Raw genomic sequence first — 26,418 nt, 5'->3', positions numbered from 1 at the left:
AAAATTTAGACTCTTTTTTCTTTCCTTATTAAGTCGCACACTGACGCTGTACTAAGGAGGCATGAATGAACCCAATGACTCACCCCATCATCGAATATTATTCTCAGCGTTTAATGATCACCCACTCTTCGCTCGAGCGCACCGCGATCATGGCGCTTCTTTTTCTCATCGAGAATTAACCCGAGCCCTCGATACGCGGCGCTGCTGATTAATGCTCCTACCCCCACAGAAGATTCTTCAGCGCCGCCTTTTTCAATACCAAATTTGCTGTGTATTGTGAGAGAATTTTATGTTTTTACCCAAAGGGTCTCGCTATCGTCGCCAATAATCATCGCTGTGTTGGGAATGAATGGTATGATGGAAGCCTTAAGAAAGTGGGCTTATCGCCGATATAAGCCGCAACAGAACTGAAACTAAGACCATCATGAATATAGTGGGTATCGCGATTGGCGCGACCGGATTATTGTTACTGTGCCTGTTTCTTTGGATGCTGGCACTCTCACTGCGTAAAAAGCGTTTAGAGAATGAGCGTAAAGCGCGCGATATGGCGCTACGAAAAGCCATCGAGAAGAATCGTAAGCAGGAAAAAGAAGAACGCTTGTACAAAGCTGAGTCTGGCCATGTCCCGACGATTCTGTATTTAGCGAAAGAAGCGGAGCGCCATAACATTCAAGAAGCCTTGTATTGGTATACCAAAGCGGCCAAACAGGACAATGTGACCGGGATGTATGGCGTGGTGCGTATCAGCAATCGCATGAAACAAGATGTGATCTTGAAGGAGCAAGCCAAGTATTGGCAAACGTGCATTGCCGCCCATGAGGGGAGTCTTCCTCATCGCTTTGAGATGGGAGTGGCGCTGTTCCACGGACGAGGTGTCGAGAAAGACATTGTGAAAGCGCTAGAGACGATAGAAAGCGCCGCCAAGCAAAACTTTGTTGATGCGATTAACTTTCTTGGCGACTGGTATATTGCACCGAATAACCCACAGACTAATCCAACAAAATCGACGGACTATTTTCGTCGCGCTGCGGCGCTGAAAAGCAATGAAGGTCGAATGAAGTTAGGTCTGAATTATATCTACGGACGTGGTGTTCCTGTCAGCCACGAAAAAGGGTGTTACTGGCTCGAAAGAGCGGCGGAAAAGGGTTACCTTGAAGCGATGTACCGTGCCGGTGAAGCTTGGATGGATTACCGCCCCAATGGCAACTCTATCGCTTATATTTGGCTGTTTCTAGCGGCGCAACTCGGCTACGAGCAAGCCAGATTGCTACGCGATCAAGTGGCACTGAATATTGGTGTGGATACTGTCGTGGGCTTGCAAGCCTTATCTAAGCCAATGTTAAAGAAGATCCGAGAAAAGAAAGTCAGCAAGCATTCGATTATTCGTGCGTTGAACAAGCTCTATAAACGCAAAATCCCGTTATTAGAGCAGGATCTATCGGTCTTGAATAAAGAAGAGCTACTGAGCAAAGAAGCGCTGCAAAGTGAAGGCGATTCTGCGTTACCAGAGTCGCAAGCAGAGACGCGCCAGCCAGATCCTTCTCGGCAAGGTGAGACGCAAGATCAAGGTGAGGAGCGTACAACGAGCGATTATCTAGACTTTAGTCAGTCACATTTTGCACCGACATCTAAATCATCCGGTGATTGAACCGAACCGACGAATGATTGAATGTGCAACAATAAAAAAAGGCTCCCAGTTGGACTGGGAGCCTTTGTCGTTTATGCATGTGTGACTATGCGTTCTCTTGATTGTGTTTCGATTTGCAAACGGCTGCAGTAAACACAACGTCGGTTGAACTGTTTAGCGCGGTTTCTGCGGAATCTTGCACAACACCAATGATAAAGCCGACCGCGACGACCTGCATCGCCACTTCGTTTGGAATACCAAAGAGGCCACACGCTAAAGGAATCAGCAGCAATGAACCACCGGCCACGCCCGACGCGCCGCAGGCAGAAATGGATGCCACAATGCTTAGAAGCAAGGCTGTCATTAGATCAACTTCAATGCCCAGGGTATGAACCGCCGCCAACGTCAGGGTTGTGATGGTAATAGCTGCACCTGCCATGTTGATGGTGGCCCCGAGTGGGATGGACACGGAGTAGGTGTCTTCATCTAAATCCAGCTTTTCACACAACGCCATGTTGACCGGGATATTGGCTGCACTTGAACGGGTAAAGAAGGCGGTAACGCCACTTTCACGCAGACATTGGAATACCAGCGGGTATGGGTTTTGACCAGTCTTTACTAAAACAATCAGTGGGTTGACCACCAATGCGATGATTGCCATCGAACCAAGTAATACCGCCAGAAGGTGTGCATAACCAGCCAGCGCTTCAAAACCTGTGGTTGCCAGTGTTGAAGATACGAGACCGAAAATACCAAAAGGAGCAAGACGGATAATGAAACGAACGATTTGCGATACGCCATGGCTAAGATCTTCAAACACGGCTTTCGTCGTACCTGAAGCATGATGCAGAGCCAAACCAAGACCGACAGCCCAAGCTAGGATACCGATGTAGTTTGCACTCATTAGCGCATTGACTGGGTTGTCGACCAACTTAAACAGCAGCGTATTTAATACTTCACCAATGCCTTGCGGTGGTGTAGCGCCTTCTGCACCCGATACTAGTGTCAAGGTGGTAGGGAACAAAAAGCTCAGTACGACGGCCGTTAGGGCGGCGGTTAATGTACCAAATAGGTACAAAACCACGATAGGACGCATGTAAGTGTGTTGGTTTTTCTTTTGGTTTGCGATAGACGCAGCCACCAAAATGAAAACCAAGATAGGCGCGACGGCTTTTAGTGCGCCGACAAATAGGCTTCCAAGTAACCCGACACTTTGAGCAGACTCCGGAGACACGGTAGCCAGTCCAACACCAAGGATGATACCGGCTAGGATCTGTAGCACCAGATTTCCGCGCGCAAAGCGGGCAAAAATAGAGTTGTGTTGCATATGTATCCCTGCAATGAATAATTATCTGAGGTTATAGTTATTCCAGCTATTCCTAGCTGAAGCCGATATACTAGCGTGTTGAAATAATGTGTCTAGAATTAATTGAAACATAGATGAAACAATTGGATTTTTATCAAAGTTGTAAATTATATGTTACCCAAATGGTGTTGTTTACAATAAAAGAATGATAAGAAAAAGGGAGCATACGCTCCCTTAGTGTTGTCTTCATTGGCCGCATTCGGCATAGACGTTAGTGGTGGTGCTTCATCCCGCTCATCACCTTTTTCACAGGAGCGGTAAAGGTTTGTGCCTCGCCATCTAGGTATTCAATGGTCACTTCAATCTCTTCACCCTCGACCAAAGGCGCCGTTAAATCAAACAGCATAATATGTAGGCTACCCGGTTTCAGTTCCACTTGCTCGTGGGCGGGTACGGTGATGCGCTCAATCTGGCGCATTTTCATCACATCGCCCTCTTTGATCACATCATGGAGCTCCACTTTGCCTGCCGCACTAGTGGAGGCCGAGGTGATGATTCGCTCCTCATCACCTTTGTTCATTAGGGTAACAAACACGGCGCTGGTTACCGCTGCGGGCGGCGTGGCACGAGCGTAGGCATGGTGCGTCATGACATCGGTATTCGCCATGGCTGAAGCGCTCATCAGCAGCGAAGACAGTAGAAGTGTAGGCAGTTTCATCAGGCAATCCTTTCTCAACCAATTATTTTTTATCAGCCTGCTGGGGCTGTATGGTCACAGTGTTCAGCGCCTCAACAATAGGCGCGGGCGTTAGAGTGTGTGGGACTTTGGTCAACAGTGTCCCATTCGGCGCTAAAAAGTAGAAGTAGGAGCTGTGATCGAGTGTGTAACCTAGCTCAGAGTTTTCCAGTTCGGTTTTTCTAAATATTACGCCATAGCGATGGGCGAGCGGGGTGGTGATCTCAAGAGGCGCCGAGAGCCCTTCTATTGACGGATGAAAATACTGCGCGTAGCGATGTGCATCGGCAGCGGCATCTCGCTCGGGATCTAAAGAGATAAACATGGGTCTAAATTGGTGTTGAACCTCTTCCCCCACTTGGTTTAGAGCGCCAGCCAACATGGCCAGTGAAGTGGGGCAGACATCAGGGCAGCGAGTGAACCCAAAGTAAACCACACGGATGCGTGGGTCGGACGAGTCAAAAATATCAACGGGTTGGCCTTGCTCACCATACAATATGGACGCGTCACGGCTATCATTGGTTGGGGTGACATGCGATTGGTGATCGAGATAGCTTTTAAGGCCAAATCCCAGCGCAAAGGCGACGACTAAAATCAGGGACCAATTTCGACTCATCTTTCCATCCTTACTGAGAGTTTATGGTCGGTATGACCGTCAGAGACGGTGCCATACCAAGTCATGGCGTCTGCCGTACAGACTGGGAGTAGCAGTTCGCCTTGATATTGGCCATCCCCTGTCCGCGTAAGCAAAAACTTTGGCGAACCCATCTCCATTTCAACGCCCTGGAGTGACAGAACCAGCGATTGAGCATCGTTGTCTGGCCAGGCGACAGAGACGGTAGTCGGCAGCAGAGGCTTACTGGTGTCTTTATCCGCGTGAATCGAGACCTTGCCCAATTGACACGAAGACGTGGTGAGGGCGCAGTACTCACTTAAGTCAATGGAAGTGTGTTGGTGGCGGGCTGTGCTCAACCAATGATAAATGTCACTGGCAAAGTAACCGCCCATGAGCGCTACGAGGATCAGTAGGCACTGCCAACGGCCTTTCCCGTGTATCGAAAAGCTTGATGTCATCGAACCGCCTCTCACATAAAAATTGTCACATCGACAAACAAGAGTGGCGGGATGTTACCACAGCTCAACGTGAACGCTGTATGGCTGGCAAGGATTTGTGCGCAAAATCAAGGCTTTTTAAGCAAACCGTAGATAGCGTGGCTTAATAAGCGGCCATCAATATTTTCCTGATGGCTTAAGATTCCCTCAAGGGTCATACCGCAACGTGTGGCGACGGCGCGGCTCGCGTGATTGTCGACCGCAGCGCTCAGTTGGACTTTTTCCATCTGGTATTGGTCAAAGGCGATGTGCGTCAGCGCTTGAACCACTCGCGTGGCAATCCCCTTACCTTGATGGTGTTGGCTTACCCAGTAGCCCACTTCAACGCATTTCGTGTCATGGTTGATGCTATTGAAACTGCAGTTACCAATAATATCGCTATTGTAGAGGATGGCGCAGGTCATGGATTTGCCATCGGCGTAATCATGTAAGGAGCGTTGAATGAACAGGCGAAAATCTTGCTCTGTTTGGCAATGGGCAGGCCAAGCTAGCCATTGTGTTAGGTAGGGCAGTTGCTCTGTGACCAACTGAGCATAGTGGGCCGCGAACGACTCATGAACCAGTGCTAATGAGACTTCGTCATCAACCTCATAACGAAACATGCTTGCACTCCTTTGCAAAGAAATAACGCGCTCGTTTGAGCGCGTGGGTGATTATTGGTTGTTGATGTGCGCTTTGAAACGAGCTTGAGTTTCTGCGTCAGCTTTGTTGTACCAAAAATGGAGCATTTCTTCGGCCGTATTGCTGTCAACTTGTGTGGTAGGGGCTGGCGTGGCAACTGCAGCCGTAGCAGCGACGGTAGAGAGTGCTGCGACACCACCTTGGCGGTTGTACTCGGCCAGTTCGATTTGGTGGTTGCGCCCAAGTTGAAAGCCATCTTTGACCAATTTATCTTGTTTGGTCTCCAGCATGTTGCCACTCTCATCTACAAGTGACCACTCGACATGACTGATTTGCTTGCGCGCCTGGTTTTCATTGCGGTATTTAGGCAGAGCAAATTCTAGCTTAGTGTTTGAAGCGTTGAAGGTGCCAACGAGCGGATCGCTTTCTAAAATGACGCGATCATTACCTTGGTCAAAATAGGGTTGGTACTGGAACAAAATTTGGTTCTCACCATCTGGTAGGGTCAGGGTTTTCGACGCAGAGAAAAACCCGCCTTCTAGTTTAGGGCTAGCGTCATTGACCACTAATACATTAATGGTATCAGGAATGGAAAGGGTGACATCGGCAAAGGCTGCGCTACTGATCAATGCGGTCGCAGCGAAAAGGCAAAATTGATTTTTCATGGTATTCCCTAATTACAGAGTAGCCTATGAAACAGGCACTTAACTCATGCATCATCGCGCGTATCGGGCGTCGATTTCAATAACCTTATGTGAGAAGTTTGAAAATTTAACACAATCTTCATTGGCGTAAAGGTCGCACACCGATTAGACCAGATTCTGTATGGTTTATTGTGCGGCGTACTTCACGGTAATCTCAAAAAGGTTTTCGCTATAGTGTAGGAATGTTCAATTCAACCGGAGGATAACGCTATGACAAGCAGCATGCTGGTCGACTTTTTCGTGCGACAATCAGCATTAGACAGCAAACTCGTGTTGTCGTCGTGGTACAACTTGGACTACTGCCTTTCCCTGCTCAGCAAAGAATCCTCATCACTTTGATCCCCTTTGTCAGCGCCATGCGCTGCGAGAAACACAACCGTTAAATACATTTTAAGATCGTCACTGCGTGATGCCGCATATGCATGCTGCTCTGGCACGCTTGCGTATCGCGAGTGCTGGCGATCAATCAAAGGATCAAAAGATGAAACGCATTCCAGAACCGTTCCGTATTAAGATGGTGGAACCGATTAAAATGACCACCTACCAAGACCGAGTTGAAGCGCTCAATGAGGCTGGACTTAACCCGTTTTTGCTTAGAAGTGACGATGTGTACATCGACTTGCTCACCGACTCCGGTACCGGAGCGATGAGTGACAACCAATGGGCAGGCTTGATGCTGGGGGATGAGTCTTATGCGGGCAGCCGCAACTACTACAACCTTTGCGCGGCAGTAGAGCATTTTTTTGGCTATAAACTTACGGTTCCCGCACACCAAGGTAGAGGTGCTGAGCAGATCCTCTTCCCCGCGTTGATTGAAAGAATGAAAGTGGTACGCGGTGGTACTGAGCCTGTCTTTATCTCCAACTACCATTTTGATACGACCGCAGGTCATATCGAGCTAAACGGCGGCAAAGCGATTAACGTTGTCGATGATCGTGCGTTTGATACTACCACGCCGTATGACTGGAAAGGCAACTTTGACCTCGATAAACTGCAAACCACCATAGAGGCTCATGGTGCCAACAATATCTGTGCGATCATCACGACGGTGACGTGTAACAGCTCGGGTGGGCAACCTGTTTCCATGGCCAACATGCGCGCGGTGTACGAGATTGCTTCGAAAAATGACATTCCAGTGGTAATCGATTCCGCGCGTTACTGTGAAAACGCCTACTTTATTAAGCAACGTGAGCCCGGCTATCAAGATAAGTCGATACTTGAGATCATCCGTGAGATGTACCAGTACGGGGACATGTTGACCATGTCGGCGAAAAAAGACCCAATGGTGAACATTGGTGGTTTATGCTGCATTCGAGATCATGAAGAGTTATTCCAAGCAGTGCGCACCCGATGTGTGCCGATGGAAGGGTTTGTCACCTATGGTGGTATGGCGGGCCGTGACATGGAAGCGCTCGCACGTGGTCTCTATGAAGGGGCTGACGAAGATTTCCTTCACTACCGCATCTCTCAGGTTGAGTATCTTGGTGAACGTTTGCAAGAAGGCGGTATTCCAATCCAAACGCCAACGGGCGGCCATGCGGTGTTTGTCGATGCGGCGAAAATCTTGCCTCACATTCCAGCGGATGAGTTTCCTGCCCAAGTGCTCTGTAATGCGCTCTATTTAGAAGCGGGTATTCGCGCGGTTGAGATTGGCTCTTTGTTGCTTGGTCGAGATCCTCAAACGGGGGAGCAAAAAGCCTCTGATTTGGAGTTGATGCGTTTGACCATTCCGCGCCGCGTCTACACCAATGATCACATGGATTATATTGCCGATGCGATTATTGCCTTGAAAGAGCGCGCACATGAACTCAAAGGATTGACGTTCGATTACGAGCCGCCAGTGCTGCGTCACTTTACGGCGCGTTTTCGCTCTAAGTAATGGAGTCTATTTGGTTAAATAGCCTTTCGTGTATAGAGCTGGTCACTTAGATAACTATTTGCCTAGGTAAGTATTCACCTAGGTAACTGTTCACCTAGGTCACTATTCACATAAACAACAACGCGCCAAACGGTTTAACACCGAGTGGCGCGTTGCTTTATCAGAGCGTGGGTTAGTGATTGACCGCGCGCACTTTACCTTGTTTCAAGCTGTTGAGTACCTCAGCTTTAGGGCCGTCAGCGATAATACTGCCTTTTTCCATCACGATGACTCTATCGACGACATCAAGCATTGAGGTTTTATGCGTGATAAGGATCAGCGTCTCGCTCGATTTCAATTGAGAGAGCTGCTGCTTGATATGCATCTCAGAGCGATTGTCCATTGCGCTGGTGGGTTCATCCATCAGCAAAACGGGTGGGCGGCCAAGTAAGGCTCGCGCGATGGCGACGGATTGTCTTTGACCGCCTGATAACAGCATTCCTCCTTCACCCACTTGCCTTTCTAGCCCAGCAGGGTCTTGTTGGGTAAACACGGTCACGCCAGCGCGGTTAGCCGCATCCATCACATCGCGATCGTCGGCTAGCGGTTTGCCAAGCGTAATATTATCGCGAATCGAGCCGTAGAATAGCTGACTGTCTTGCGGCACACAGCCAATGTTGCGTCTTACGTCGATGTGGTGCATTTGGTCTATGTCCGTATCGTCGATACGCACGTGTCCTTCAGTGGGTTTGTACAAGCCCATGATCAAGCGCTCAAGTGTGGTCTTGCCTGAGCCAATTCGACCTATGATCGCCACTTTTTCTCCTGGGTTGATAACTAAACTGAGATCTCGAATAGACGCGATGGGTGAGTCAGGGTAGTGAAAGGTGACTTTATCAAGCTCAATCTTACCGTGTACGATTGGGCGGTGAATGTAGCGTTTACCCTCTTCTTGTTCGTCAGGCATCGACATGACTTGCTCAATGATGGTCATTGAGGATTTGGCTTGGTTGTATCGAGTCGAGAGCAGTGACAGCTGCACCATAGGGCCAATTGCTCGACCGCTCAACATGGTGGCAGCAATCAGACCACCCATGGTCAATTCACCTTCAGAGATCAAATAAACGCCAAGAATGATCATCCCAACGTTCGACGCTTGCTGAACAAATCCCGCTGTGTTTTGAATGCCATCGGTAATTCGGCGACTTTTGATGTTCCAGTTGGCCATGTGGGCAACGGCTTCTTCCCAGCGGAACTGAAATTGGCTTTGGGCGCCAAACAATTTCACGGTTTCCAGCCCAGCCAAACTCTCAATCAAGTTCGCGTATTTTTGCGATGCGAGTCTTGAACCCTCTTCGATGGTATGACGCAAAGGCCCTTGAATGAGCAGTGAGTAGATGACCAGGATCACCACCCCGACAATCGGTACCAGCACCAAATTACCAGCCATTAGCCAAATCAGAAGCAAAAACAGCAGCGCAAAAGGCAAGTCAATCAACGAGCCTATGGTTGCCGAGGTGAAGAACTCACGAATCGATTCAAACTCTTGTAAGTGGCGAGCAAATGCACCCACGGAAGGGGGGCGAGACTCCATTCGGATCCCCATCACTTTGCTAAAGAGTTTGGAGGAGATGAGAATGTCCGACTTTTTACCTGCTACATCAATGAAGTAACTTCTTAGTAGTTTGAGCACCAAATCAAACAAGAAGATGACAAAGATACCGCTCGCCAACACCCACAAGGTTTCAAACGCCAAGTTGGGGACCACTTTGTCGTACACCAAGCGGGTAAACATTGGCGCAGCAACGGCGAACAGGTTAATGAGAATAGACGCAATTAACACATCTCGATAAATGCGTTTCGATTGCCAAATGGTGCTCCAGAACCAGTGCCCCTTTTTGGTATTGAGCACTTCGGGTGAGCGCTCATCGTAACGGAATTGCTTTTTGACCAAGAAGTAGCGGCCAATGTAGAGCGCTTCGAGTTCATCCATGCTGATGGAAATCGGTACAAGGCCAGATTCACCCGTAACAATTTCCGCTTCGCTGCCTTCGTCATTGATGCTGTTGAGAACGCACGCGTCACCGCTTTTGAGCAGCAACACAACGGGCAATACCAATTGAGGAATGTCGCTCAGCTTTGAGCGGTTTTCTTTCGCGACTAGACCAGCCCGTTCAGCTGAGCGCGGAAATAGGAAAGGTGTGAGCTTCCCGTCAGCAAGAGGCAGCCCATTGATGAGTGCCTCTGGAGAGTTCGCTAAACCATAGTAGCGACTGACGTAGATAAGCGAATTTAATAGCGGATCCTGCATGCTAACCCTTTGTCGTTATTTATCTACGATGAAGCCCTGGAAGACTTCAATAAAGTGTTCAGATAGGAAATCAAGCTGCGTTTGTGTTTCCACGCGCGAGGCGATGGTCTTGATACCCAAATTATGCGCAGTGCGCGAGATAGACGTCAATGTGAACTTCTGCTTTTCATCATCAAGGTGGTGAGTGTAGAGATAATCCAGTTTCACGTACGCAGGACGGAACTCGTTGATGTAATCGAGCGATTGGAAATTCCGGCCGTAATTATCGACACCAAAGTCGGCGCCAGCCGTACGAATGGCATTACAAAATAGCGCAGTGTGGTGCGGTGCATTGATAAAGCAGTTTTCTGGAATCTCAAAGTGGAGCAGAGGGGCGACTTTGCTGTGCTTGGCTAAATATTGAGATATCCAGCGAATGAAGCTTGGTTGGGAAATACTGCTTTGCGACATATTGATGGCAACGGGTTCTTTGAATTCGCCGCGGCTTAGCTTATCCACCACCGATTGAATGACGTACTCATCAAAGATGTGGCTTGCGCCCAATTGCTCGAGCGCAAACAGGTATTGGTTGGCGGTATAACGCTCATCGCCTTTCTCAATCGCAGAGAACACCTCGCGGTGGTATGTCTGTCCCCAGGAGTCGTTCGCGGCTTGGAACCTAAAGGAGAACCAATCGTTGCTGATCGCCTCTTCCACCAAGTTTTTCCATTGCTGTTTGCCCATGAGATTTTCAGTGTTTTCACCGGTCACATAGCCATAATTGGAATCTGGGTTTGCTTTGGCCGCTGCCAACGCGTTATCGAGCATGGTGAGGATTTCAGACGTACCGCGCGATGTTTTGCTGTACACCACACCCAGTGACACATTAGCGGTGGCCATGCCGGTAGGATCGGCACTGACATCTTGCACAAAGGTAATGATGCTGTCCGCCATCAGTTTGAGTTCACTGTCATCAATGTTCGGAAGGATAAAACCGAACTCTTCAGACGAGATGCGCGCCAATGTCGCTTCCGGCGAGGAGATAGAGACTTTTAGGTGATCGGCCAGCTCTCTGACCATGCCATCACCCGCTTCATAGCCTTTTTCCTCATACAGTTCACGGATAAAGCTCGCCTCTAAAATAGCAACGCCACCCATTCCGCCTTCGGTCAACCATGCGTTTAATTGGCTCATGTAGTAAGCGCGGTTGCCTAATTGAGACACGGGATCGATGTAGGCACGTTGTCTCAATTGTTGTGCTTCTTGAGCTTGCGCTTTAAACGATTTCTCTACTTGAGCAGACATGCTGTTGATGCCATCGACCACGTAGATGAGATCTTTGGTCGCAGGGCGGGGAAGAGGTTCGCCGAATTGATTCTTCGCCACTTGCTCCATTTTGGTGACGATGAGCTGGAGCGGTTTTAATGCGCGGCGCAAGATGAAAGAGATCGCAAACAAGCCAATGAGGAAGATAAAGCAGAACGCATAAACCAAACGTTCGAAGGCAAGCCATAGCTGGGTGTAGGCATCCCCAGGGTGGCTGACAATTTCGACTTCCGCCAACTGCATCCAGCCACTGGTCACGACACGTCGATCGTGAATGGTGTCAAACAGCTTAAGATCGGTAAACCAAGTTGGAACGTTGTTTGGTTTGATTGGGTAGGCGCGTAATATCTCATCGCCAGTATCGAGGAAAATCAGACGAACGATAGAGTAGCTACTGCCATCAAACAGCGCATTGATAACGGATTCCACCGCGACTTGGTCCTTATTCTCCAAATAAGGAGCCAAAGCCAAGCCGACCGTGTTGATGGTGTTATTCACTTCTGAGCGCTGTTGCTGCTCTAAGTTGTTTCGCGTGGTGTTGAATTCAATGATAAAGACCGAGATCATTAACATCAAAAAGACCGCAATCATTCCCGCGACAAGTTGTTTATATAACGTCATATTGCCTACTCATCATAATTGACTATTGGTTTATTGAGTTTGAGCGATTTTTCTCGCGCACGGAGATCGTTCCATAAGCTAAGTCGGGACGATTTTCCTGCTAACTGTCCGTTTTTCGACTTCATTAACCAGAGGTTTTTACCATTGAAACTGTAGATCGGTAGTAGATCGCGGCGGGTGGAAGCGCGGCGAATCTGCGGGTTAATGTTGTCGAGAAGTAAAGGTTCCGCACTGGGTGATGAATAGTAGGCGAGAACCATGTGAAATTGATTCAGTTCGATGGCTTTAACATACACTAGCCTCAATTTTCTGTCTGAGACGCCAAGTTCTAGCAGTGAAAAATATTTGGCAATGGTGAAATCTTCGCAATCCCCGGCGTTCGCGCCTAAAAATTCGAGCGGCGTCGCCCAATAGTCGGCTTTGCCCCACAGTCTGTCATCGTTAACGAAATGAAGCTGATTAAAAAAGTTGTTCACTTTCTCAAGCTGCTCTGTCTCCGGTAGTGATTGATATTGTGAGATTTCGTTGCGCCAGGTTTCTACGCGCTTAGCAGCTCTTGGGCCATAGACTTTATGCACAGCCGACACCCAACGTTGCTCTGATGTATTCAGAGCAAACGACGTGGCGGAGCTTATGAGCATAAGTACTATGGCCCAACAATACTTCATCGATTACAGGCCGCTTTTGTGTGCGTTAGAGTTGTGCATTCACTATTCCTTTAGTGCGTTACTTTTTGCGCTCATGATCGGTTTGAGCAGATATTCCAGCACGGTACGCTTACCGGTAATGATATCGACCGACGCTGTCATCCCAGGGATGATCGGCAGTGACTCATCTTTGTTTAATGACGTTTCACTGGTCCGCACACGCACCAAATAGAAGCTATTGCCTTCTTCGTCGGTGGTGGTATCCGCGCTGATGTGCTCAAGAGAGCCTTCTAATCCGCCGTACTTGGTAAAATCATAAGCAGAAAATTTCACAATCGCGTTGAGGTCTGGCCTGAGGAAAGCGATGTCTTGTGGCGCAATTTTGGCCTCGACCAACAAGGTATCTTCACTCGGTACTATTTCAACGATGTCCATGCCGGGTTGGATTACGCCACCGACGGTGTTGATATTGAGCGTTTTGACGGTACCAGTAACGGGCGACGTGACAATGGTGCGATTGACTCGGTCTTCGAGGCCAACGGTCGACTCGGTCAAAGAGGAGAGTCGGTCTTGCGCCTCATTGAGTTTTTCTTGTTGCTCGGAGCGAAATTTCTGCGCCGCGTCTATGCGTGCCAACATCGACTCGCGAATGGATGAACGTAGAACAGGTACTTTCAGTTCACTTGAGGTCAACTCTCTGCGCGTATCGTTTACCTGGCGTTGCAGTTTGAGCAGCTCAATGCGAGGTACTACGCCTTCTTCTGCAAGTGGTTCGGTGATTTCGAGCTCTTTGCGTGCAAAGTCATAGCTGTCTCGCAGGTTTCTTACACGCGCTTGTATTTCCACTAAGTCTTGCTGCTTCTGCTTAACCTGCTGATCGATGACAGAAATTTGGTTGCGCAGATTATTGAGATCCTGACGGTATTCAGCCCGTTGACGAGCGACGAGTTGAGGCTGACGCTCTTCCAGAATCGGAGGGAAGGCGAGCTTACTGAAGTCGAGTTGAACGTTACTTTGCCAGTTGCTGTCGTCGAACTCTTCATTCACTTCAACACTGGTAATGGATGCAGAGAGCTGCAGAACACTGGCGGTCAGGTTGGCGACTTGCTGCTCTCGCTCGCGAAAGTCAGAGCGAAAACGGGTGTCATCGATGAGTAGCAGTTGTTGGCCTTTTTGGACAATTTGTCCCTCTCGAACGAGGATTTCTTTCACCAAGCCGCCTTCAAGGTTTTGCACGATTTGGACTTGAGAAGAGGGAACGACTTTGCCTTGACCTACGGTCACTTGATCGATCTGTGCCCAAGAGGCCCACACACCGGCCAAAATAAAAAACAGCACCATGACCCAGAGCATAATACGTGCGCTGCTCGGGGTGTTGAGTAGGAGGGCCGCGGTTTTATCATCGACGTAATCCAACTCATCCGGAGTGAGCTTGTTGTAACCGCTCTTACTCATTCGCTATCCTTTTCAATCTTGGTTATTTAATTGATTTTATTACTCAACCAGCAAAATGTTAAGAAAATGCTTATAGAATGTCGTGCTTTATATGTTTTTTGAGTCCTTGCCATTGAGTTTAGTTCCTTCATCGGGTGTTTCACTTGAGTTATACGATTTATGGGCGCACAATCAGCAAAAATTTATCGTCGCGGTCAATGAGGAGAAAAGATGGAACTGGAAGACATTCGTCGTGAGTACACTAAAGGCGGTCTACGCCGTAAAGATTTGTCTGCGGACCCGATTGAGCAATTTGATCTGTGGTTAAAGCAAGCGGTAGACGCCAAGCTTACCGATCCTACCGCCATGACCGTCGCGACAGTGGATACCACTGGCCAACCTTTTCAACGCATTGTGTTGCTTAAGCATGTCGACCAACAAGGGTTTGTCTTTTACACCAATTTAGGCAGTCGCAAAGCTCAGCACATTGAGGGCAATGCGAAAGTCAGCCTCCACTTTCCTTGGCATCCACTCGAGCGCCAAGTGCACATTACTGGCGTGGCGGAGAAGTTGAGTGTTGTGGAGAACATGAAATACTTCTCTTCAAGACCCAAAGAGAGTCAAATTGCGGCCATTGCCAGTAAGCAGAGTAGCCGTATTTCGGCACGCGGCATCTTAGAAGGCAAATACCTAGAGCTAAAGAAGAAGTTCGAAAAGGGTGAGATTCCGGTGCCCAGCTTCTGGGGTGGTTATCGCATTCGTCCAGAGAGTATCGAATTTTGGCAGGGAGGTGAGCATCGTCTGCATGATCGTTTCTTGTTTTCGAAACAGCAAGACAATTGGCTGGTGGATCGTTTAGCGCCGTAGCCGTCTACACAAAACATTCAGTGTAAGAGACACAAAAAATGCCACAATTGTGGCATTTTTTATTGCTACTCGAGCTCAACAGACTTGGCTTCAGCGTTAGTTAATGTCTCGTACCACTCGAAAGCCGACATAGTTGGTGGCGGTAGAGTCGGACAAATAAAGCTGCTGATGAGCGGCGGACATATCCGGAGCAAAGTTCCAAGCGCCACCCTTAGCGATGTGACGAGCGCTGTTTGTCCACTGCCATACGTTGCCCACAGCGTCATACAAACCGAGTGGGTTAGGCTTAAAGGCGCTGACTGGTGACGTGCTCTTGTTTGCCCAAGGGGTGCCACTCCAGCCGGTATTCGCTTGACCGGGAACAAACTTATCTCCCCACCAGTAACGATCTTGACTGCCTGCTCTCGCGGCCACTTCCCACTCTTCTTCGGTTGGCAAGCGGTACAGAGCGCCAGTTTGCTTAGTTAACCAGCGGGCGTATGCATTGGCATCATTCTGGCTGACACACACTACAGGTGAGTTCGCGTATTGCTTGAACCCTGGGTTACGCCAGTAGCTGTTGGCAACTGGGGTGACTTCACCATTGACGATGGCGGTGCAGGTATTTTGCAATTCAGCATCGGTTTGATAGTTGGTCTGCTCCACAAAAGAAGAGAACTGAGTCACGGTAACAGGTGTGGCGCCAATCCCGAAAGCATGATCAAGGTGCGCTTGATAAGACGCGTGTTCACCAATGAAGTAACGTCCCGGAAAAATGGTGATCATTTCTGGCGCTCGAGTGCCTCCGGGCAAGCCATCTGCGAACTTGTCGCCTGCTTTGAGTGGGTTTTCAATTTCATTTAGCGTCGCGCGCAAGGTTTGGTCTTTGTTGACGCTGAGCGTTTGGTTAAATGTACGGTAGCCTTCTTTCGTTACGGTAACCTGATGTGAACCGACGGGAAGCATCACTTCCAGTGGCGTACTGCCGTAGTGAACACCGTCGATGGTGACCTTGTCGTTAAACAAGTTCGAGCGAACTGACAGCGTCACCCAAGCCACTTCTTGTTCGACGTTGGCGGTGTCATCAAACTGAGTACCCGGTGCAAAGCAGTATTGCTTATCGATGTTGAGCAGTGAACAGGCGGCGGCTTCAGCAGGCCGAGCTTCGAGCTCCACATCCATGATGGTTCGATAGCGCACACCATCGTAAAAGCCGGATTCTGACACACTGTGTCGCAGCACATGAATATTCAATGCGACCGCATTGAGATTGCGCTGAACCACGTTAGCTTCAGAGGTTTGCTCTGCGATAGAAGCGCGAAACTGTTTGACTGCTTTCTGTAAGGCAAGTTCGCGCGTTTGTGTATCACATTGCGCCAACGTCAATTCGGCCTGACAACGATTGGTGAAACTGATGGGGAGTTTCGCTGGGACTTTGAGTTCCGCTTTTAGGCGATCGGCACGAGCACGTAATTTGTCACTGTCTAATCCAAGGATGGTTTGCTGTAGCGCATCCACCGCTGCTTGTCTCACCAATTGCTCTTGTTTCAACTCTTCAAGCTTTTGTTCGGCGTCGAGTCGTGACTTTTGGTTCTGTTTGACGTCTGCCCACGCACTTTGGTAGCGCTGCTGAGAGGTGGCGATGTCAATCGCGGGATCATCAATCATGCGTTGATAATCACGTTCAAGCGTCTCTTTGGCTTTATTGAATGCCTCATCCAAGGTTTTGGCTTGTTGAGATAAACGGGTTAACTCGGCTTGCTGATTCGTTACTTGCGTATTTTGCTCATCGAGCGCTTTCTTTGCATCGCTGAGTTCAGAGTGCTTAGTGAACAACTGATCATCAATTTGGATCAGCGAGGTGGGCGCCTCTTCAGCCATCGCATAAGAAGCAACAACACAAGGTGAAAGTGCCAGCAAAAGGGTCGATAAACCTAATCGCATTGTCATTCTTCTACATCAAAAATTAACTAATTGGACCATTCTAAACGAAAACGCCATTTTGTCTTAAGTTATCTTTTAATAACTTAGGGTCAAAATGGCGCTTTCGCTCATCTTTGTGAATTGGGTGCATGTTTATCCGTTGGGACGCAACTTCACCCAAACCGTGTCATTGGTATTCACCGTGATCACGCGGTTGTATGTTTCAAAGCCATCTTTGGTGACGGTGACTTGATGTTGACCACGAGGTAAGACTACTTCTACCGGTGTGCTGCCGTAGTCGATACCGTTGATCACCACAGCGTCGTTATATTGGTCTGAACGAACGGTGACGTTGACCCAGTTCTTCTCTTTTTGCTGCTTGTCGGATTGAACCGCTTGTTCACCACGAAGACAGTAGCGAGTTGAAACGCCGAGCAGTTTACATGCCGCAGTCGCTTCGGGTTTGGCTTGAAGCTGTGCTTGCATTTGTGTGTAGTAGCTGCCTGTGCCTTCAAAGCCAGAACGAATGATTTGGCTTTCTTGAACGTGGACGTTAAGTTGCACGTCTTTTTCATTGCGCTTAGCGATATTGGACTCAGTCAGGTTGTCGAGTAGTTTCGCCTTAAAGGTTTTCACCGCTTTTTGTTTGGTGAGGTAATGACCTTGATTGGTACATTCACCCAGTGTCATTGTGGCTGCGCAGGTGGTTTTGTAGTTGGTTTCCAATACATCGCTTTGACGAAGCTCGGCTTCCAGTCGTTTCACGCGTGCTTCCACTTTCTGCTCAGCCAGGTAAGAAAGCTCGGAACTGATGCGCGCTTGCTTCTGCTTGATCTGGGAGAGACGCATTTCGCTTTCAGCGATGGCTTGTTGATTTTCGAGCGAAGCCGACTGGTTGTCTTTCACTTGAGCCCAAGCGTCTTGGTACTCTTTTTGGAAAGAGACTAGGTCGATATCAGGATCGTCCAACAAGCGATTGTATTGTTTGTCCAATGCTGATTTGGCGCGGTTACGCTTCGCGTTCAGTTCTTGCTCTTCACGCTCAAGCTTACTTTTTTCATTCTGAAGTTGCTGAAGGCGTTCGGCTTCGGATTTGTACTCCGCTGCCATAGCATCTTGCTCTGATTCTTTATTGTTTAATTTACTGTCGATAGCGGAAACAGGGTCTACCTGAGTACTCTCTTCCGCAAAAGTCGAAGTCGATACCCAAAGTGGGCTTAGCGCAAGCAAAAGCGCTGGGATGCGACGTGTGATCATAAGTCCCTGCAACAATTTAACGTTTAATTCACCAATGTAATATACCGAAAACGATGAACGAATGAGAAAGTGTTTGCACCTCGTCGTTCAAAGCGGTATGGGTAAAAAGACAAACTTTTGACAGTCCTTGGCTCAGCTGTCTTACAGAGGTATCTTTCTTCCATTTATGCACGGTGAGTAATACTCAATGTCCAAGTTTATCATTCATTTATAAAAAACTTATCCGTGCATTGCTCATTTTGGGCAGATATATGAAATATGCAAGCAAAGAATCCCGATATCGAAATAAGAAAAGGGATAGAAGTGACATGAGCCGTAATTTATGTGCGCTTGATCATTCTTCCGGTAAAGAAATGACCTTTTATTCTTGTCAGTAATGACCAGAGTGTTGATGATATTTTCACCATTTGTATGATCAATGAGCGACGGGCTCGGTGGATTTCGTGTTCGTCAAACTTTGTTATACCATGATCGAGATCACCGGATAGGCGCAAGAATTAGCTGATGAATAGAGCAAAATCTCAATCCCAAGACACTCAACCTGCCAAAGTTTTGTCGCCTAGGCCGGCGGAGTTGATCACCCTGCCTTCTTATATGACCTGCCATGACCACAGTTATACGCAAGTCGTTATTGGTCTGAAAGGTAAGGCGGAGTTTGAGGTTAATGGCTATGGGAACTACGTGGGGCCAGGGCAGGGTTGCGTCGTCACCTCAGGGTCTGATCATGCGTTTGGTGGCGTGGTAGAACACTCGGATATCTTGGTCCTTAACATGCCAATGCCGACGTCAGACGACCCTTTGATGCTCAATAAAATCAACGATCTGAGTCAAAAAGACACCTATTTCCAACTCGATAGCCAAATTCAAAAGTTGATTCAGATGCTAGTGTGTGAAATGCAATCGAGCCCTGATGATTTGTTGCTTAGCCGCGCCTGCAACGATACGGTGGTGGCTTTATTGCAAAGACACATGTCTGCCTTTGAGACGATTCGCAAGGAGTCACGCTTTGATCTTGAGTCTATTGACCGCTATATCGACCGGCATCTCAGTCAGAAGATCTCCGTGGCTCAGTTAGCGGGTAGCGTGTTTCTTGGTGAAAGCCAGTTTCATAACCTCTTTAAAGAACAAATGGGGATCACCCCACATCAGTATGTGCTAGGTAAACGTATCGATATGGCCAAGCAACTGATTCAACAAGGTCAGCTTTCTCTTGGTCAAGTTGCGGAGCTCACTGGCTTCTCTGGTCAAAGCACCTTCACTCACACCTTTACCCGGCTGCAAGGCCTCTCTCCATCGCAATACAAGAAACAATTCGGTTAAAAAAGAAAACAGTTCCGACACTTTGTTTTGCTGATTTGAGTGTGATTCTGTTTTTGTTTTGTTAAAAAACGTAGAATTCAGCAAAAAGCTCGGAGTTTTTGACAAGTATTCCACTCAAGCTCAAAATACACTGCTTGCCATTGTGATCAACAAATTCAAAGCATTCTCCGCTTTGAGCCGTTTCCGACAGACGTCGGGTGTGAGATTGAGGAAAACGCATGTTTACAGCAACGGATGTGTTAAACGCCGAGTTTGTTCAGCAACCGCTAGACAAACTTTGGTCGTTGATCTCGCCACTTTACATGGTGGACGAGTCGCAATGGTTAGAACAATTACTTCCATTGGCCACGCCAACAGAAGTCGAAAAACAAGCCACACTAGAAAGAACAACGCAGCTTATTAAAGCGATTCGCGCAGACAAAAAAGCCATTCAAATGATTGATGCGCTGCTGCTTGAATACAGTCTAGATACCCAAGAAGGGATCTTATTGATGTGTCTGGCAGAGGCGTTAATGCGCATCCCAGATGCGGCCACCGCCGATGCGCTCATCCGCGATAAACTCAGTGTCGCCGATTGGAAATCTCACTTAAAACACTCAGATTCTGTTTTTGTCAACGCGTCAACTTGGGGCTTAATGCTCACAGGTAAAGTCGTTGGGTTGTCTGAGCCACAAGCGCAAAGCCCAGTCAGTGCGGTAAATCGATTGGTCAATAAGCTTTCTGAGCCTGTGATTCGCAAGGCGATGCATCAGGCGATGAAGGTGATGGGGCACCAGTTTGTTTTGGGACGCACCATCGCTGAGGCGCAGAAGAATGGCCGCAGCATGCGCGACAAAGGTTACACCTATTCATACGATATGCTCGGCGAAGCGGCACTGACGACCAGTGACGCACACAAATATTTCAAAGATTACTTGATGGCGATCGAAGCCGTTGGCAGCGATCACTACGGATTGAAGACCAGCCCAGCGCCATCGGTTTCTATCAAGCTCTCCGCGCTTCATCCACGCTATGAAGTGGCGAACGAAGAGCGCGTGCTTAGCGAGCTGTATGACACTGTGATGCAGCTTCTGTCACGCGCTGTTGAACTTGATGTGGCGATCACTATTGATGCCGAAGAGGCCGATAGACTTGAGCTGTCACTGAAACTGTTCGAGAAAATCTACCGCACGGATCTGGTGAAAGGTTGGGGCAAGTTTGGTCTTGTGGTTCAAGCATACTCCAAACGTGCGTTGCCTGTGTTGGTGTGGTTAACGGGCTTATCGGCACAAGTCGGAGCAATGATTCCGGTGCGTTTGGTCAAAGGCGCCTATTGGGATAGCGAGATCAAGTGGTCTCAGCAGGCGGGCTATAACAACTATCCGGTCTACACACGCAAAGAAGCGACCGATGTGGCGTATCTTGCGTGCGCGCGATTTTTGCTCAGTGACGCGGTGCGTGGTCGACTTTTCCCTCAGTTTGCCAGCCATAACGCGCAGACAGTCAGTGCCATTGCAGTGATGGCGCCGCACAAAGAATTTGAGTTTCAGCGTTTGCATGGCATGGGAGATGCTCTGTATCACCACGCGATGGCGAGCTACCAACAATCAGTGCGCATTTACGCACCTGTGGGCAGTCACAAAGACTTGTTACCGTATTTGGTTAGACGCTTGTTGGAAAATGGCGCCAACAGCTCTTTTGTCCACCGTTTGGTCGATGCGCGATGCCCGATTGACTCTTTGACACAACACCCGGTCGATATGCTGCTCGCTTTTGACAGCTTCGATAACAAGAGCATTCCTCTGCCGCCCGCGATTTTCCCGGAGCGCAAAAACTCGTTTGGGATCAATATTGACATTGAAAGTGAAGCGCAGGGTTTTGAGCAGCAAGTTGAGCAATTCTTAGCTCACCAATGGTTTGCAGGGCCGATTATCAATGGTCGAGTGCCAAGCGAAAGCATGATCAAGAAAAGTGGCCAGTCTGTACCAGTCACTGCCCCTTATGATCGTCGCATCGAAGTCGGTAATGTACTGTATGTCAACCTTGATCATGTTTCCGAAGCGATTGATGTTGCGGCGCAGCATGTTTCATCATGGCGCGCCACTCCTGCAAGTGAGCGAGCACAATCCTTGGAGACGTTGGCGGATCTGTTAGAAACCCACATGGCTGAACTGGTGGCGCTGTGTCATCAAGAAGCGGGTAAGACTATTCATGATAGTATTGATGAAGTCCGCGAGGCGGTCGATTTCTGTCGCTACTACGCCAAGCAAGTTCATGAGCTAGCGCCAATGACCACTACATCACTAAGTGGTGAGCCTCAAACGGTAGAGCGAGTGGGCCGAGGTGTCTTTGTGTGCATCAGCCCTTGGAACTTCCCGTTGGCGATTTTCCTTGGTCAGGTTACCGCTGCGCTTGTTGCCGGAAATACCGTCGTCGCCAAACCGGCTGAACAAACCAGTTTAATTGCGGCGCGTGCCGTTGAGTTGATGCTTAAAGCCGGTTTCCCAGCAGGTGTTATCCAACTTGTGCCTGGGCTTGGCAGCGATATCGGTCACGCGTTGACATCCCATGAAGCGATTGCCGGTGTTGCCTTTACGGGCTCGACTGCGACGGCGCAACGCATCAATCAAACGTTGGCGGAGCGCGATGTTGACCCGGTACCGTTTATTGCGGAGACCGGTGGACAGAACGCGATGATTGTTGACAGTACCGCCTTGCCTGAGCAGGTGGTGCGCGATGTGATTCGCTCGGCGTTTGCCTCTGCGGGGCAACGTTGCAGTGCGCTGCGAGTTTTGTATGTCCAAGAAGACATTGCCGATCGCATCGTCAATCTGATTCAAGGCGCGATGCAAGAGCTGTGCGTTGCGGCGCCTTATCTGCATTCAACGGATGTGGGACCGGTGATCGATGGCAAAGCCAAAGCGAAACTCAATCAACACATTGATACCATGACGCGGACACAAACGCTTGTCGCCCAGTTGACGTTGGATGAGACCCATCAGCATGGTGATTTTGTCGCTCCGACTGCGTTTGAGATTGACTCCATTGATGCGCTCAGCGAAGAACAGTTCGGCCCAATTTTGCACATCGTGCGCTTTAAAGCCCGTGAGCTAGTGCAAGTGGTAGAGAAAATAAACCAGACCGGTTTTGGTTTGACGATGGGCATTCACAGCCGCAACGAAACGACCTACCGCTGGATCGAAAAGCACGCTCGGGTGGGGAACTGCTACATCAACCGCGACCAAGTTGGCGCAGTCGTTGGTGTGCAACCATTTGGCGGCCAAGGTTTATCGGGCACTGGCCCTAAAGCCGGGGGCCCACACTACTTGTATCGTTTTACCGAGCCACACTACACGCAGACCGTTCAATCATCAGGGGCAGGAGAATAATCATGATTCATCAAGTGACACGTTATACCGATGCTCTCTCTGCGTTTGAGAATTGGAATCTGACCGATTTTGCCTCTAAGAAGAAGGATGTTTCCTCACTGATTGACGCGATGGGCAAGGTAACAAGCCGCAGCGAAGATAGAGATTGGAACGCTGGGCTGAACGTCATGCGTTTTCAACTTGCGCGTGCGACATCACTGTTGGCGGATTGCCATGAGTTGTCTGGCCCAACCGGAGAGACTAACGAGCTCTACACTGCAGGTCGCGGTGTGACGGTTCTTATTCAGGAAGAAAAATCTGCGCAAGCGAAGTGGTCTGTGCTTGCGCAACTGACGACGGCGTTGCTCGCGGGCAATAGCGTCATCTTATGCAGCGATGACGACACACTGTGCACCGCGTTGGAAGACGCCAGCACGTACTCATCACTGCCTACTCATGTGCTGCAGGTCGCCCCCTTAGAGGCGCACCCGCAGCTATTGGAATCCGATATACGCTGTATCGGTTATGTCGGTCAAACGCAGGCGCTCGTTCGCCTCAACCGACAACTTGCGAAACGTTCTGGCGCGATTGTCAGTTTGGTTTCAGAGACGGATCTATCCGCGCTGCCTGTGGCGCAGGATCCGCATTTGGCGCTGAGGTTTATTACCGAGCGTACTAGAACGATAAACATAACTGCTGTTGGTGGTAACGCTACCTTGCTCGAGCTCGGTAGCGAAAGTCACTAAACCTAAATGCGACATCCTCTTCTAAGAAAGAGGATGTTTAGGGAAAGCGAATTCTAAAAGAGGACAATATAGATGGAAAATAGCTTTGCTATTACAACAACGTTCATCGCCTATCTGATCATGATGCTGGCGATTGGCGTGATTGCGTATCAGCGAACGAAAAATTCGTCGGATTACTTTTTGGGCGGTCGCTCGCTTGGCCCTTGGCCGGCGGCGCTATCGGCTGGGGCATCCGACATGAGTGGCTGGTTGCTGCTGGGTTTGCCAGGCTATGCCTACGCAGCCGGTATTGAAGCATTTTGGTTGGCAGGTGGTCTTCTTGTCGGGACATGGCTCAACTGGCTAATCAACGCCAAACGCCTACGCACCTACTCGATTACAACCGATTCTCTAACGCTACCTGAGTTCTTGTCACGTCGTTTCAATGACAACTCGAAATTGATTCAGGTGATTTCCGCATTTTTCATTCTGCTGTTCTTCCTTTTCTATACCAGCTCTGGCTTGGTCGCGGGCGGAAAACTGTTTGAAACCGTGTTTGGTTTGGATTACACCATGGCGGTGATCATCGGTACGGTGTGTGTGGTCTCTTACACATTATTTGGTGGCTTCCTAGCGGTCTCTTGGACGGATCTGGTTCAGGGCCTGTTGATGGCGGCTGCGTTAATGATCGTTCCCGTTGTGGCTATGGAGGGTGGGTTCTCTGATGTTGCTGCTCAGCTCAATAGCATCAACCCGGAACTCCTGACACTGTGGAATGACTCCAAAGGCGAGCCACTCTCTGCTATCGCGATCATTTCGCTTGTGGCATGGGGCTTGGGCTACTTTGGTCAGCCACACATTTTGGCGCGTTTTAAAGCATCTCGCAGCAACAAAGACCTGACGACGGCACGCCGTATCGCGGTGATCTGGACTGGCTTATCTATGGCTGGCGCGCTTTTGGTGGGGATGGTCGGGCTTATTTACGTGACCAATACCGGTGGAAATGTGGATGATGGCGAAACCATCTTCATGTTGTTGGTTAACGCCATATTCCACCCAGTGATTGCCGGTATCCTACTGGCCGCGATTCTTGCGGCGATCATGAGTACAGCGGACTCTCAGTTACTTGTGTCTTCATCGGCGCTAGCGGAGGATTTCTACAAACAAGTGTTTAAGAAAGATGCCAGCTCTGAAGAGATTGTGATGGTTGGACGCGTTGCGGTTGTCGGTATTTCGATTGTCGCCCTCGTACTGGCGATGACACCCGACAGCTCTGTACTCGGTTTGGTCTCTTACGCATGGGCAGGCTTTGGCGCTGCATTTGGCCCTGCACTAGTATTGAGCTTGTACTGGTCGCGCATGAATCGCAATGGCGCGTTGGCGGGTATCATTGTTGGCGGTGTGACAATCGTGGTTTGGAAGCAATTGTCTGGCGGTTGGTTCGATGTGTATGAAATCGTTCCAGGAATTGTGTTCTCTACCCTATCGATCGTGATGGTGAGTCTATTGAGCGCAGAGCCTGAAGAGTCAGTAAAAGCACAATTTGCTGACTATGAGAAACAGCTGCAAACCCTTGATTAATCAATCACCACTCTAGTGTCTAAAGCCCTGTCCGCAGGGCTTTAGACATTTTCCAGTCTATTATTTGTACACAGCTCACATTTTTTAAACTAAAGTTTGAGAACTCGGAACTCTGTCATTAAAACTATGTCGATTAAATGGAACGCATAGAAAAGGAGAGAGGACAATGCCACAAATGTACTGCCATTGCTGCGATAAGGTAACAGCGCACAAAGCGGTGATGAAACGATGTGATGAAAACCATGATTCCGTCGTAAAAAGTTTGGCGTGTTTTTTCTCTACTCTTTTTAAAGGCGCACACTACGTGAAAATGGAGCAACAAAGCTTCTGTCGCGTCTGCAACACCCAAGCGACCCATGTCCCTTCGAACCGAGATTTCGACCACGCAAAAGCGGCGTAAGACTCAGACTTTATTTATGTTCGTTGTATAATCCAGCTCGATGGGAATCAAAGCGAGACTGGAGACGCAATGGAATTAGACCGAATAGACAAAGAAATACTGCGCGCCTTAAACATTAAGGGTCGATTGCCCATTGTTGAATTGGCGAAGCAGGTGAATCTCACTACCTCTCCTTGTTCCGATCGTGTGAAACGCCTTGAGAAAGAAGGCTATATCAAAGGCTATCATGCCGAACTCAACCCAGAAAAGTTGGGCTTAGATGTCCAGGTTTTCATCCATATTCGTCTTGATCAAACCAGTTTCTCTATTTTTGATAAATTTGCCCAAGCTGTGGCCGATATTCCGGAAATCGAAGAGTGTTACTCCTTGTCTGGTGACTTTGACACCATGATCAAAGTACGAGTGAAAGACATGAAGGCTTATCAGAGTTTCATGTCGAGCAAGATGGGGACATTACCGGGTGTGATTCAAACCCGCAGTGAAGTGGTGATTGAAGAGCACAAAACCAGCTTTGGCATCAATCCAGATCTTATCGCGAAATTGTAAACGGGGCGCTTGAAGCCCCCCGTTTTCCCTAAGCCCGTTTTTCCTTAAGATAGTACTGTGCTTAGCCGTCATTACGTTCGGAAAGCTTCTCCAATCCTAGTACCAACCCAACGGCACAAAGCATGAGCACAATCGCCAACAGCCACTGTGAGGACTGGGCAGTTAACGCTTCAAATTCAAACGGTGAAAG

Annotated in this window: 20 protein-coding genes and 3 pseudogenes; 10 read left to right on the top strand and 13 right to left on the bottom strand. The window is 48.9% G+C overall.

All coding sequences use genetic code 11. The features are described 5' to 3' along the window. The first annotated feature begins 424 nt into the window (after positions 1 to 424). Positions 425 to 1,648, top strand: a complete 1,224-nt coding sequence (locus AC6R0S_RS16965; protein ID WP_500638417.1) for a tetratricopeptide repeat protein — start codon at positions 425 to 427, stop codon at positions 1,646 to 1,648. 85 nt (positions 1,649 to 1,733) lie between these two features. Here the strand turns inward: AC6R0S_RS16965 and sstT are convergent, their stop codons facing one another. The 6 genes from sstT to AC6R0S_RS16935 form a co-directional block, all read right to left on the bottom strand. After that, positions 1,734 to 2,954 carry a serine/threonine transporter SstT gene (gene sstT, locus AC6R0S_RS16960; RefSeq protein WP_500626198.1) on the bottom strand — a complete coding sequence of 407 codons (1,221 nt, stop codon included), beginning with the start codon at positions 2,952 to 2,954 and terminating at the stop codon, positions 1,734 to 1,736. A 250-nt stretch (positions 2,955 to 3,204) separates the two neighbouring features. Continuing rightward, on the bottom strand, positions 3,205 to 3,651 hold the full coding sequence (locus AC6R0S_RS16955) for a copper chaperone PCu(A)C (protein WP_500638416.1): 447 nt from the start codon (positions 3,649 to 3,651) through the stop codon (positions 3,205 to 3,207). 22 nt (positions 3,652 to 3,673) lie between these two features. Continuing rightward, positions 3,674 to 4,285 (bottom strand): SCO family protein, encoded by a 612-nt coding sequence (locus AC6R0S_RS16950; protein ID WP_500638415.1) that lies wholly within the window; start codon positions 4,283 to 4,285, stop codon positions 3,674 to 3,676. Further along, complete coding sequence (locus AC6R0S_RS16945; RefSeq protein ID WP_500630226.1) at positions 4,282 to 4,743, bottom strand: hypothetical protein; 462 nt, start codon at positions 4,741 to 4,743, stop codon at positions 4,282 to 4,284. The genes AC6R0S_RS16950 and AC6R0S_RS16945 overlap by 4 nt, the downstream gene beginning before the upstream one ends. A 107-nt stretch (positions 4,744 to 4,850) precedes the next feature. Next, positions 4,851 to 5,384, bottom strand: a complete 534-nt coding sequence (locus tag AC6R0S_RS16940; RefSeq protein WP_500630225.1) for a GNAT family N-acetyltransferase — start codon at positions 5,382 to 5,384, stop codon at positions 4,851 to 4,853. A gap of 51 nt (positions 5,385 to 5,435) precedes the next feature. After that, on the bottom strand, positions 5,436 to 6,068 hold the full coding sequence (locus AC6R0S_RS16935) for a DUF2057 family protein (RefSeq protein ID WP_500630224.1): 633 nt from the start codon (positions 6,066 to 6,068) through the stop codon (positions 5,436 to 5,438). 520 nt (positions 6,069 to 6,588) lie between these two features. Between AC6R0S_RS16935 and AC6R0S_RS16930 the strand changes: the two genes are divergently transcribed. Next, positions 6,589 to 7,986, top strand: coding sequence for a tryptophanase (locus AC6R0S_RS16930; RefSeq protein WP_500632803.1), 1,398 nt, complete (start codon positions 6,589 to 6,591; stop codon positions 7,984 to 7,986). 172 nt (positions 7,987 to 8,158) lie between these two features. Here AC6R0S_RS16930 and AC6R0S_RS16925 read toward each other — a convergent pair whose 3' ends face one another. The 4 genes from AC6R0S_RS16925 to AC6R0S_RS16910 are packed head-to-tail and all read right to left on the bottom strand — an operon-like array spanning position 8,159 to position 14,304. Beyond that, positions 8,159 to 10,276, bottom strand: coding sequence for a type I secretion system permease/ATPase (locus AC6R0S_RS16925; RefSeq protein WP_500628494.1), 2,118 nt, complete (start codon positions 10,274 to 10,276; stop codon positions 8,159 to 8,161). Positions 10,277 to 10,291: 15 nt separating this feature from the next. Further along, the gene (locus AC6R0S_RS16920; RefSeq protein WP_487902927.1) at positions 10,292 to 12,202 is read right to left on the bottom strand and encodes a bifunctional diguanylate cyclase/phosphodiesterase; all 1,911 of its coding nucleotides are present in this window, start codon (positions 12,200 to 12,202) and stop codon (positions 10,292 to 10,294) included. 5 nt (positions 12,203 to 12,207) lie between these two features. Beyond that, positions 12,208 to 12,870, bottom strand: coding sequence for a transglutaminase-like cysteine peptidase (locus AC6R0S_RS16915; RefSeq protein WP_500638414.1), 663 nt, complete (start codon positions 12,868 to 12,870; stop codon positions 12,208 to 12,210). A 42-nt stretch (positions 12,871 to 12,912) separates the two neighbouring features. Continuing rightward, complete coding sequence (locus AC6R0S_RS16910) at positions 12,913 to 14,304, bottom strand: HlyD family type I secretion periplasmic adaptor subunit (RefSeq protein ID WP_500630221.1); 1,392 nt, start codon at positions 14,302 to 14,304, stop codon at positions 12,913 to 12,915. Positions 14,305 to 14,514: 210 nt separating this feature from the next. Here AC6R0S_RS16910 and pdxH point away from each other — a divergent pair, with 210 nt between their 5' ends. Next, positions 14,515 to 15,150, top strand: coding sequence for a pyridoxamine 5'-phosphate oxidase (gene pdxH, locus AC6R0S_RS16905; RefSeq protein ID WP_500638413.1), 636 nt, complete (start codon positions 14,515 to 14,517; stop codon positions 15,148 to 15,150). Between the two features lie 96 nt (positions 15,151 to 15,246). Here pdxH and AC6R0S_RS16900 read toward each other — a convergent pair whose 3' ends face one another. Continuing rightward, entirely contained in the window at positions 15,247 to 17,073 is a 1,827-nt protein-coding gene (locus tag AC6R0S_RS16900; protein ID WP_500638412.1) for an SUMF1/EgtB/PvdO family nonheme iron enzyme, read from the bottom strand. A 132-nt stretch (positions 17,074 to 17,205) separates the two neighbouring features. Then, the gene (locus AC6R0S_RS16895) at positions 17,206 to 18,309 is read right to left on the bottom strand and encodes a PEGA domain-containing protein (RefSeq protein ID WP_334552817.1); all 1,104 of its coding nucleotides are present in this window, start codon (positions 18,307 to 18,309) and stop codon (positions 17,206 to 17,208) included. 504 nt (positions 18,310 to 18,813) lie between these two features. Between AC6R0S_RS16895 and AC6R0S_RS16890 the strand changes: the two genes are divergently transcribed. The 7 genes and pseudogenes from AC6R0S_RS16890 (at position 18,814) to AC6R0S_RS16860 (ending at position 26,228) form a co-directional block, all read left to right on the top strand. Next, positions 18,814 to 19,629, top strand: a complete 816-nt coding sequence (locus tag AC6R0S_RS16890) for a helix-turn-helix domain-containing protein (protein ID WP_500626805.1) — start codon at positions 18,814 to 18,816, stop codon at positions 19,627 to 19,629. Between the two features lie 218 nt (positions 19,630 to 19,847). Further along, positions 19,848 to 22,997 (top strand): bifunctional proline dehydrogenase/L-glutamate gamma-semialdehyde dehydrogenase PutA, encoded by a 3,150-nt coding sequence (gene putA, locus AC6R0S_RS16885; RefSeq protein ID WP_500638411.1) that lies wholly within the window; start codon positions 19,848 to 19,850, stop codon positions 22,995 to 22,997. A 2-nt stretch (positions 22,998 to 22,999) separates the two neighbouring features. After that, a pseudogene (locus tag AC6R0S_RS16880) lies at positions 23,000 to 23,078 on the top strand (1-pyrroline-5-carboxylate dehydrogenase); the annotation flags it as partial. 107 nt (positions 23,079 to 23,185) lie between these two features. Next, positions 23,186 to 23,722, top strand: a pseudogene (locus AC6R0S_RS16875) (1-pyrroline-5-carboxylate dehydrogenase); the annotation flags it as partial. Positions 23,723 to 23,794: 72 nt separating this feature from the next. Next, positions 23,795 to 25,282 carry a sodium/proline symporter PutP gene (gene putP / locus AC6R0S_RS16870; protein ID WP_487902934.1) on the top strand — a complete coding sequence of 496 codons (1,488 nt, stop codon included), beginning with the start codon at positions 23,795 to 23,797 and terminating at the stop codon, positions 25,280 to 25,282. A gap of 166 nt (positions 25,283 to 25,448) precedes the next feature. Next, positions 25,449 to 25,682 carry a hypothetical protein gene (locus AC6R0S_RS16865; RefSeq protein ID WP_334552808.1) on the top strand — a complete coding sequence of 78 codons (234 nt, stop codon included), beginning with the start codon at positions 25,449 to 25,451 and terminating at the stop codon, positions 25,680 to 25,682. Positions 25,683 to 25,751: 69 nt separating this feature from the next. Then, complete coding sequence (locus AC6R0S_RS16860) at positions 25,752 to 26,228, top strand: Lrp/AsnC family transcriptional regulator (RefSeq protein WP_334552806.1); 477 nt, start codon at positions 25,752 to 25,754, stop codon at positions 26,226 to 26,228. A 61-nt stretch (positions 26,229 to 26,289) separates the two neighbouring features. On the opposite strand, the pseudogene AC6R0S_RS16855 reads toward AC6R0S_RS16860, so the two are convergent. Beyond that, positions 26,290 to 26,418 (bottom strand): annotated as a pseudogene (locus AC6R0S_RS16855) (DUF368 domain-containing protein); the annotation flags it as partial.

The organism is Vibrio sp. R15-SG3-ISO1B, from assembly GCF_059833835.1.
The sequence above is the reverse complement of the archived record's forward strand: the minus strand, read 5'-3'. Positions and strand labels throughout refer to the sequence as shown.

Excerpts from the sequence above, each read along its gene's own strand:
- AC6R0S_RS16950 (WP_500638415.1), bottom strand. The coding sequence starts at position 4,285 with ATGAGTCGAAATTGGTCCCTGATTTTAGTCGTCGCCTTTGCGCTGGGA.
- AC6R0S_RS16915 (WP_500638414.1), bottom strand. The coding sequence starts at position 12,870 with ATGAAGTATTGTTGGGCCATAGTACTTATGCTCATAAGCTCCGCCACG.
- AC6R0S_RS16890 (WP_500626805.1), top strand. The coding sequence starts at position 18,814 with ATGAATAGAGCAAAATCTCAATCCCAAGACACTCAACCTGCCAAAGTT.
- AC6R0S_RS16945 (WP_500630226.1), bottom strand. The coding sequence starts at position 4,743 with ATGACATCAAGCTTTTCGATACACGGGAAAGGCCGTTGGCAGTGCCTA.
- AC6R0S_RS16910 (WP_500630221.1), bottom strand. The coding sequence starts at position 14,304 with ATGAGTAAGAGCGGTTACAACAAGCTCACTCCGGATGAGTTGGATTAC.
- AC6R0S_RS16920 (WP_487902927.1), bottom strand. The coding sequence starts at position 12,202 with ATGACGTTATATAAACAACTTGTCGCGGGAATGATTGCGGTCTTTTTG.
- AC6R0S_RS16965 (WP_500638417.1), top strand. The coding sequence starts at position 425 with ATGAATATAGTGGGTATCGCGATTGGCGCGACCGGATTATTGTTACTG.
- AC6R0S_RS16900 (WP_500638412.1), bottom strand. The coding sequence starts at position 17,073 with ATGCGATTAGGTTTATCGACCCTTTTGCTGGCACTTTCACCTTGTGTT.
- AC6R0S_RS16860 (WP_334552806.1), top strand. The coding sequence starts at position 25,752 with ATGGAATTAGACCGAATAGACAAAGAAATACTGCGCGCCTTAAACATT.
- AC6R0S_RS16925 (WP_500628494.1), bottom strand. The coding sequence starts at position 10,276 with ATGCAGGATCCGCTATTAAATTCGCTTATCTACGTCAGTCGCTACTAT.
- AC6R0S_RS16930 (WP_500632803.1), top strand. The coding sequence starts at position 6,589 with ATGAAACGCATTCCAGAACCGTTCCGTATTAAGATGGTGGAACCGATT.
- putP (WP_487902934.1), top strand. The coding sequence starts at position 23,795 with ATGGAAAATAGCTTTGCTATTACAACAACGTTCATCGCCTATCTGATC.
- AC6R0S_RS16895 (WP_334552817.1), bottom strand. The coding sequence starts at position 18,309 with ATGATCACACGTCGCATCCCAGCGCTTTTGCTTGCGCTAAGCCCACTT.
- sstT (WP_500626198.1), bottom strand. The coding sequence starts at position 2,954 with ATGCAACACAACTCTATTTTTGCCCGCTTTGCGCGCGGAAATCTGGTG.
- AC6R0S_RS16935 (WP_500630224.1), bottom strand. The coding sequence starts at position 6,068 with ATGAAAAATCAATTTTGCCTTTTCGCTGCGACCGCATTGATCAGTAGC.
- pdxH (WP_500638413.1), top strand. The coding sequence starts at position 14,515 with ATGGAACTGGAAGACATTCGTCGTGAGTACACTAAAGGCGGTCTACGC.
- AC6R0S_RS16865 (WP_334552808.1), top strand. The coding sequence starts at position 25,449 with ATGCCACAAATGTACTGCCATTGCTGCGATAAGGTAACAGCGCACAAA.
- putA (WP_500638411.1), top strand. The coding sequence starts at position 19,848 with ATGTTTACAGCAACGGATGTGTTAAACGCCGAGTTTGTTCAGCAACCG.
- AC6R0S_RS16940 (WP_500630225.1), bottom strand. The coding sequence starts at position 5,384 with ATGTTTCGTTATGAGGTTGATGACGAAGTCTCATTAGCACTGGTTCAT.
- AC6R0S_RS16955 (WP_500638416.1), bottom strand. The coding sequence starts at position 3,651 with ATGAAACTGCCTACACTTCTACTGTCTTCGCTGCTGATGAGCGCTTCA.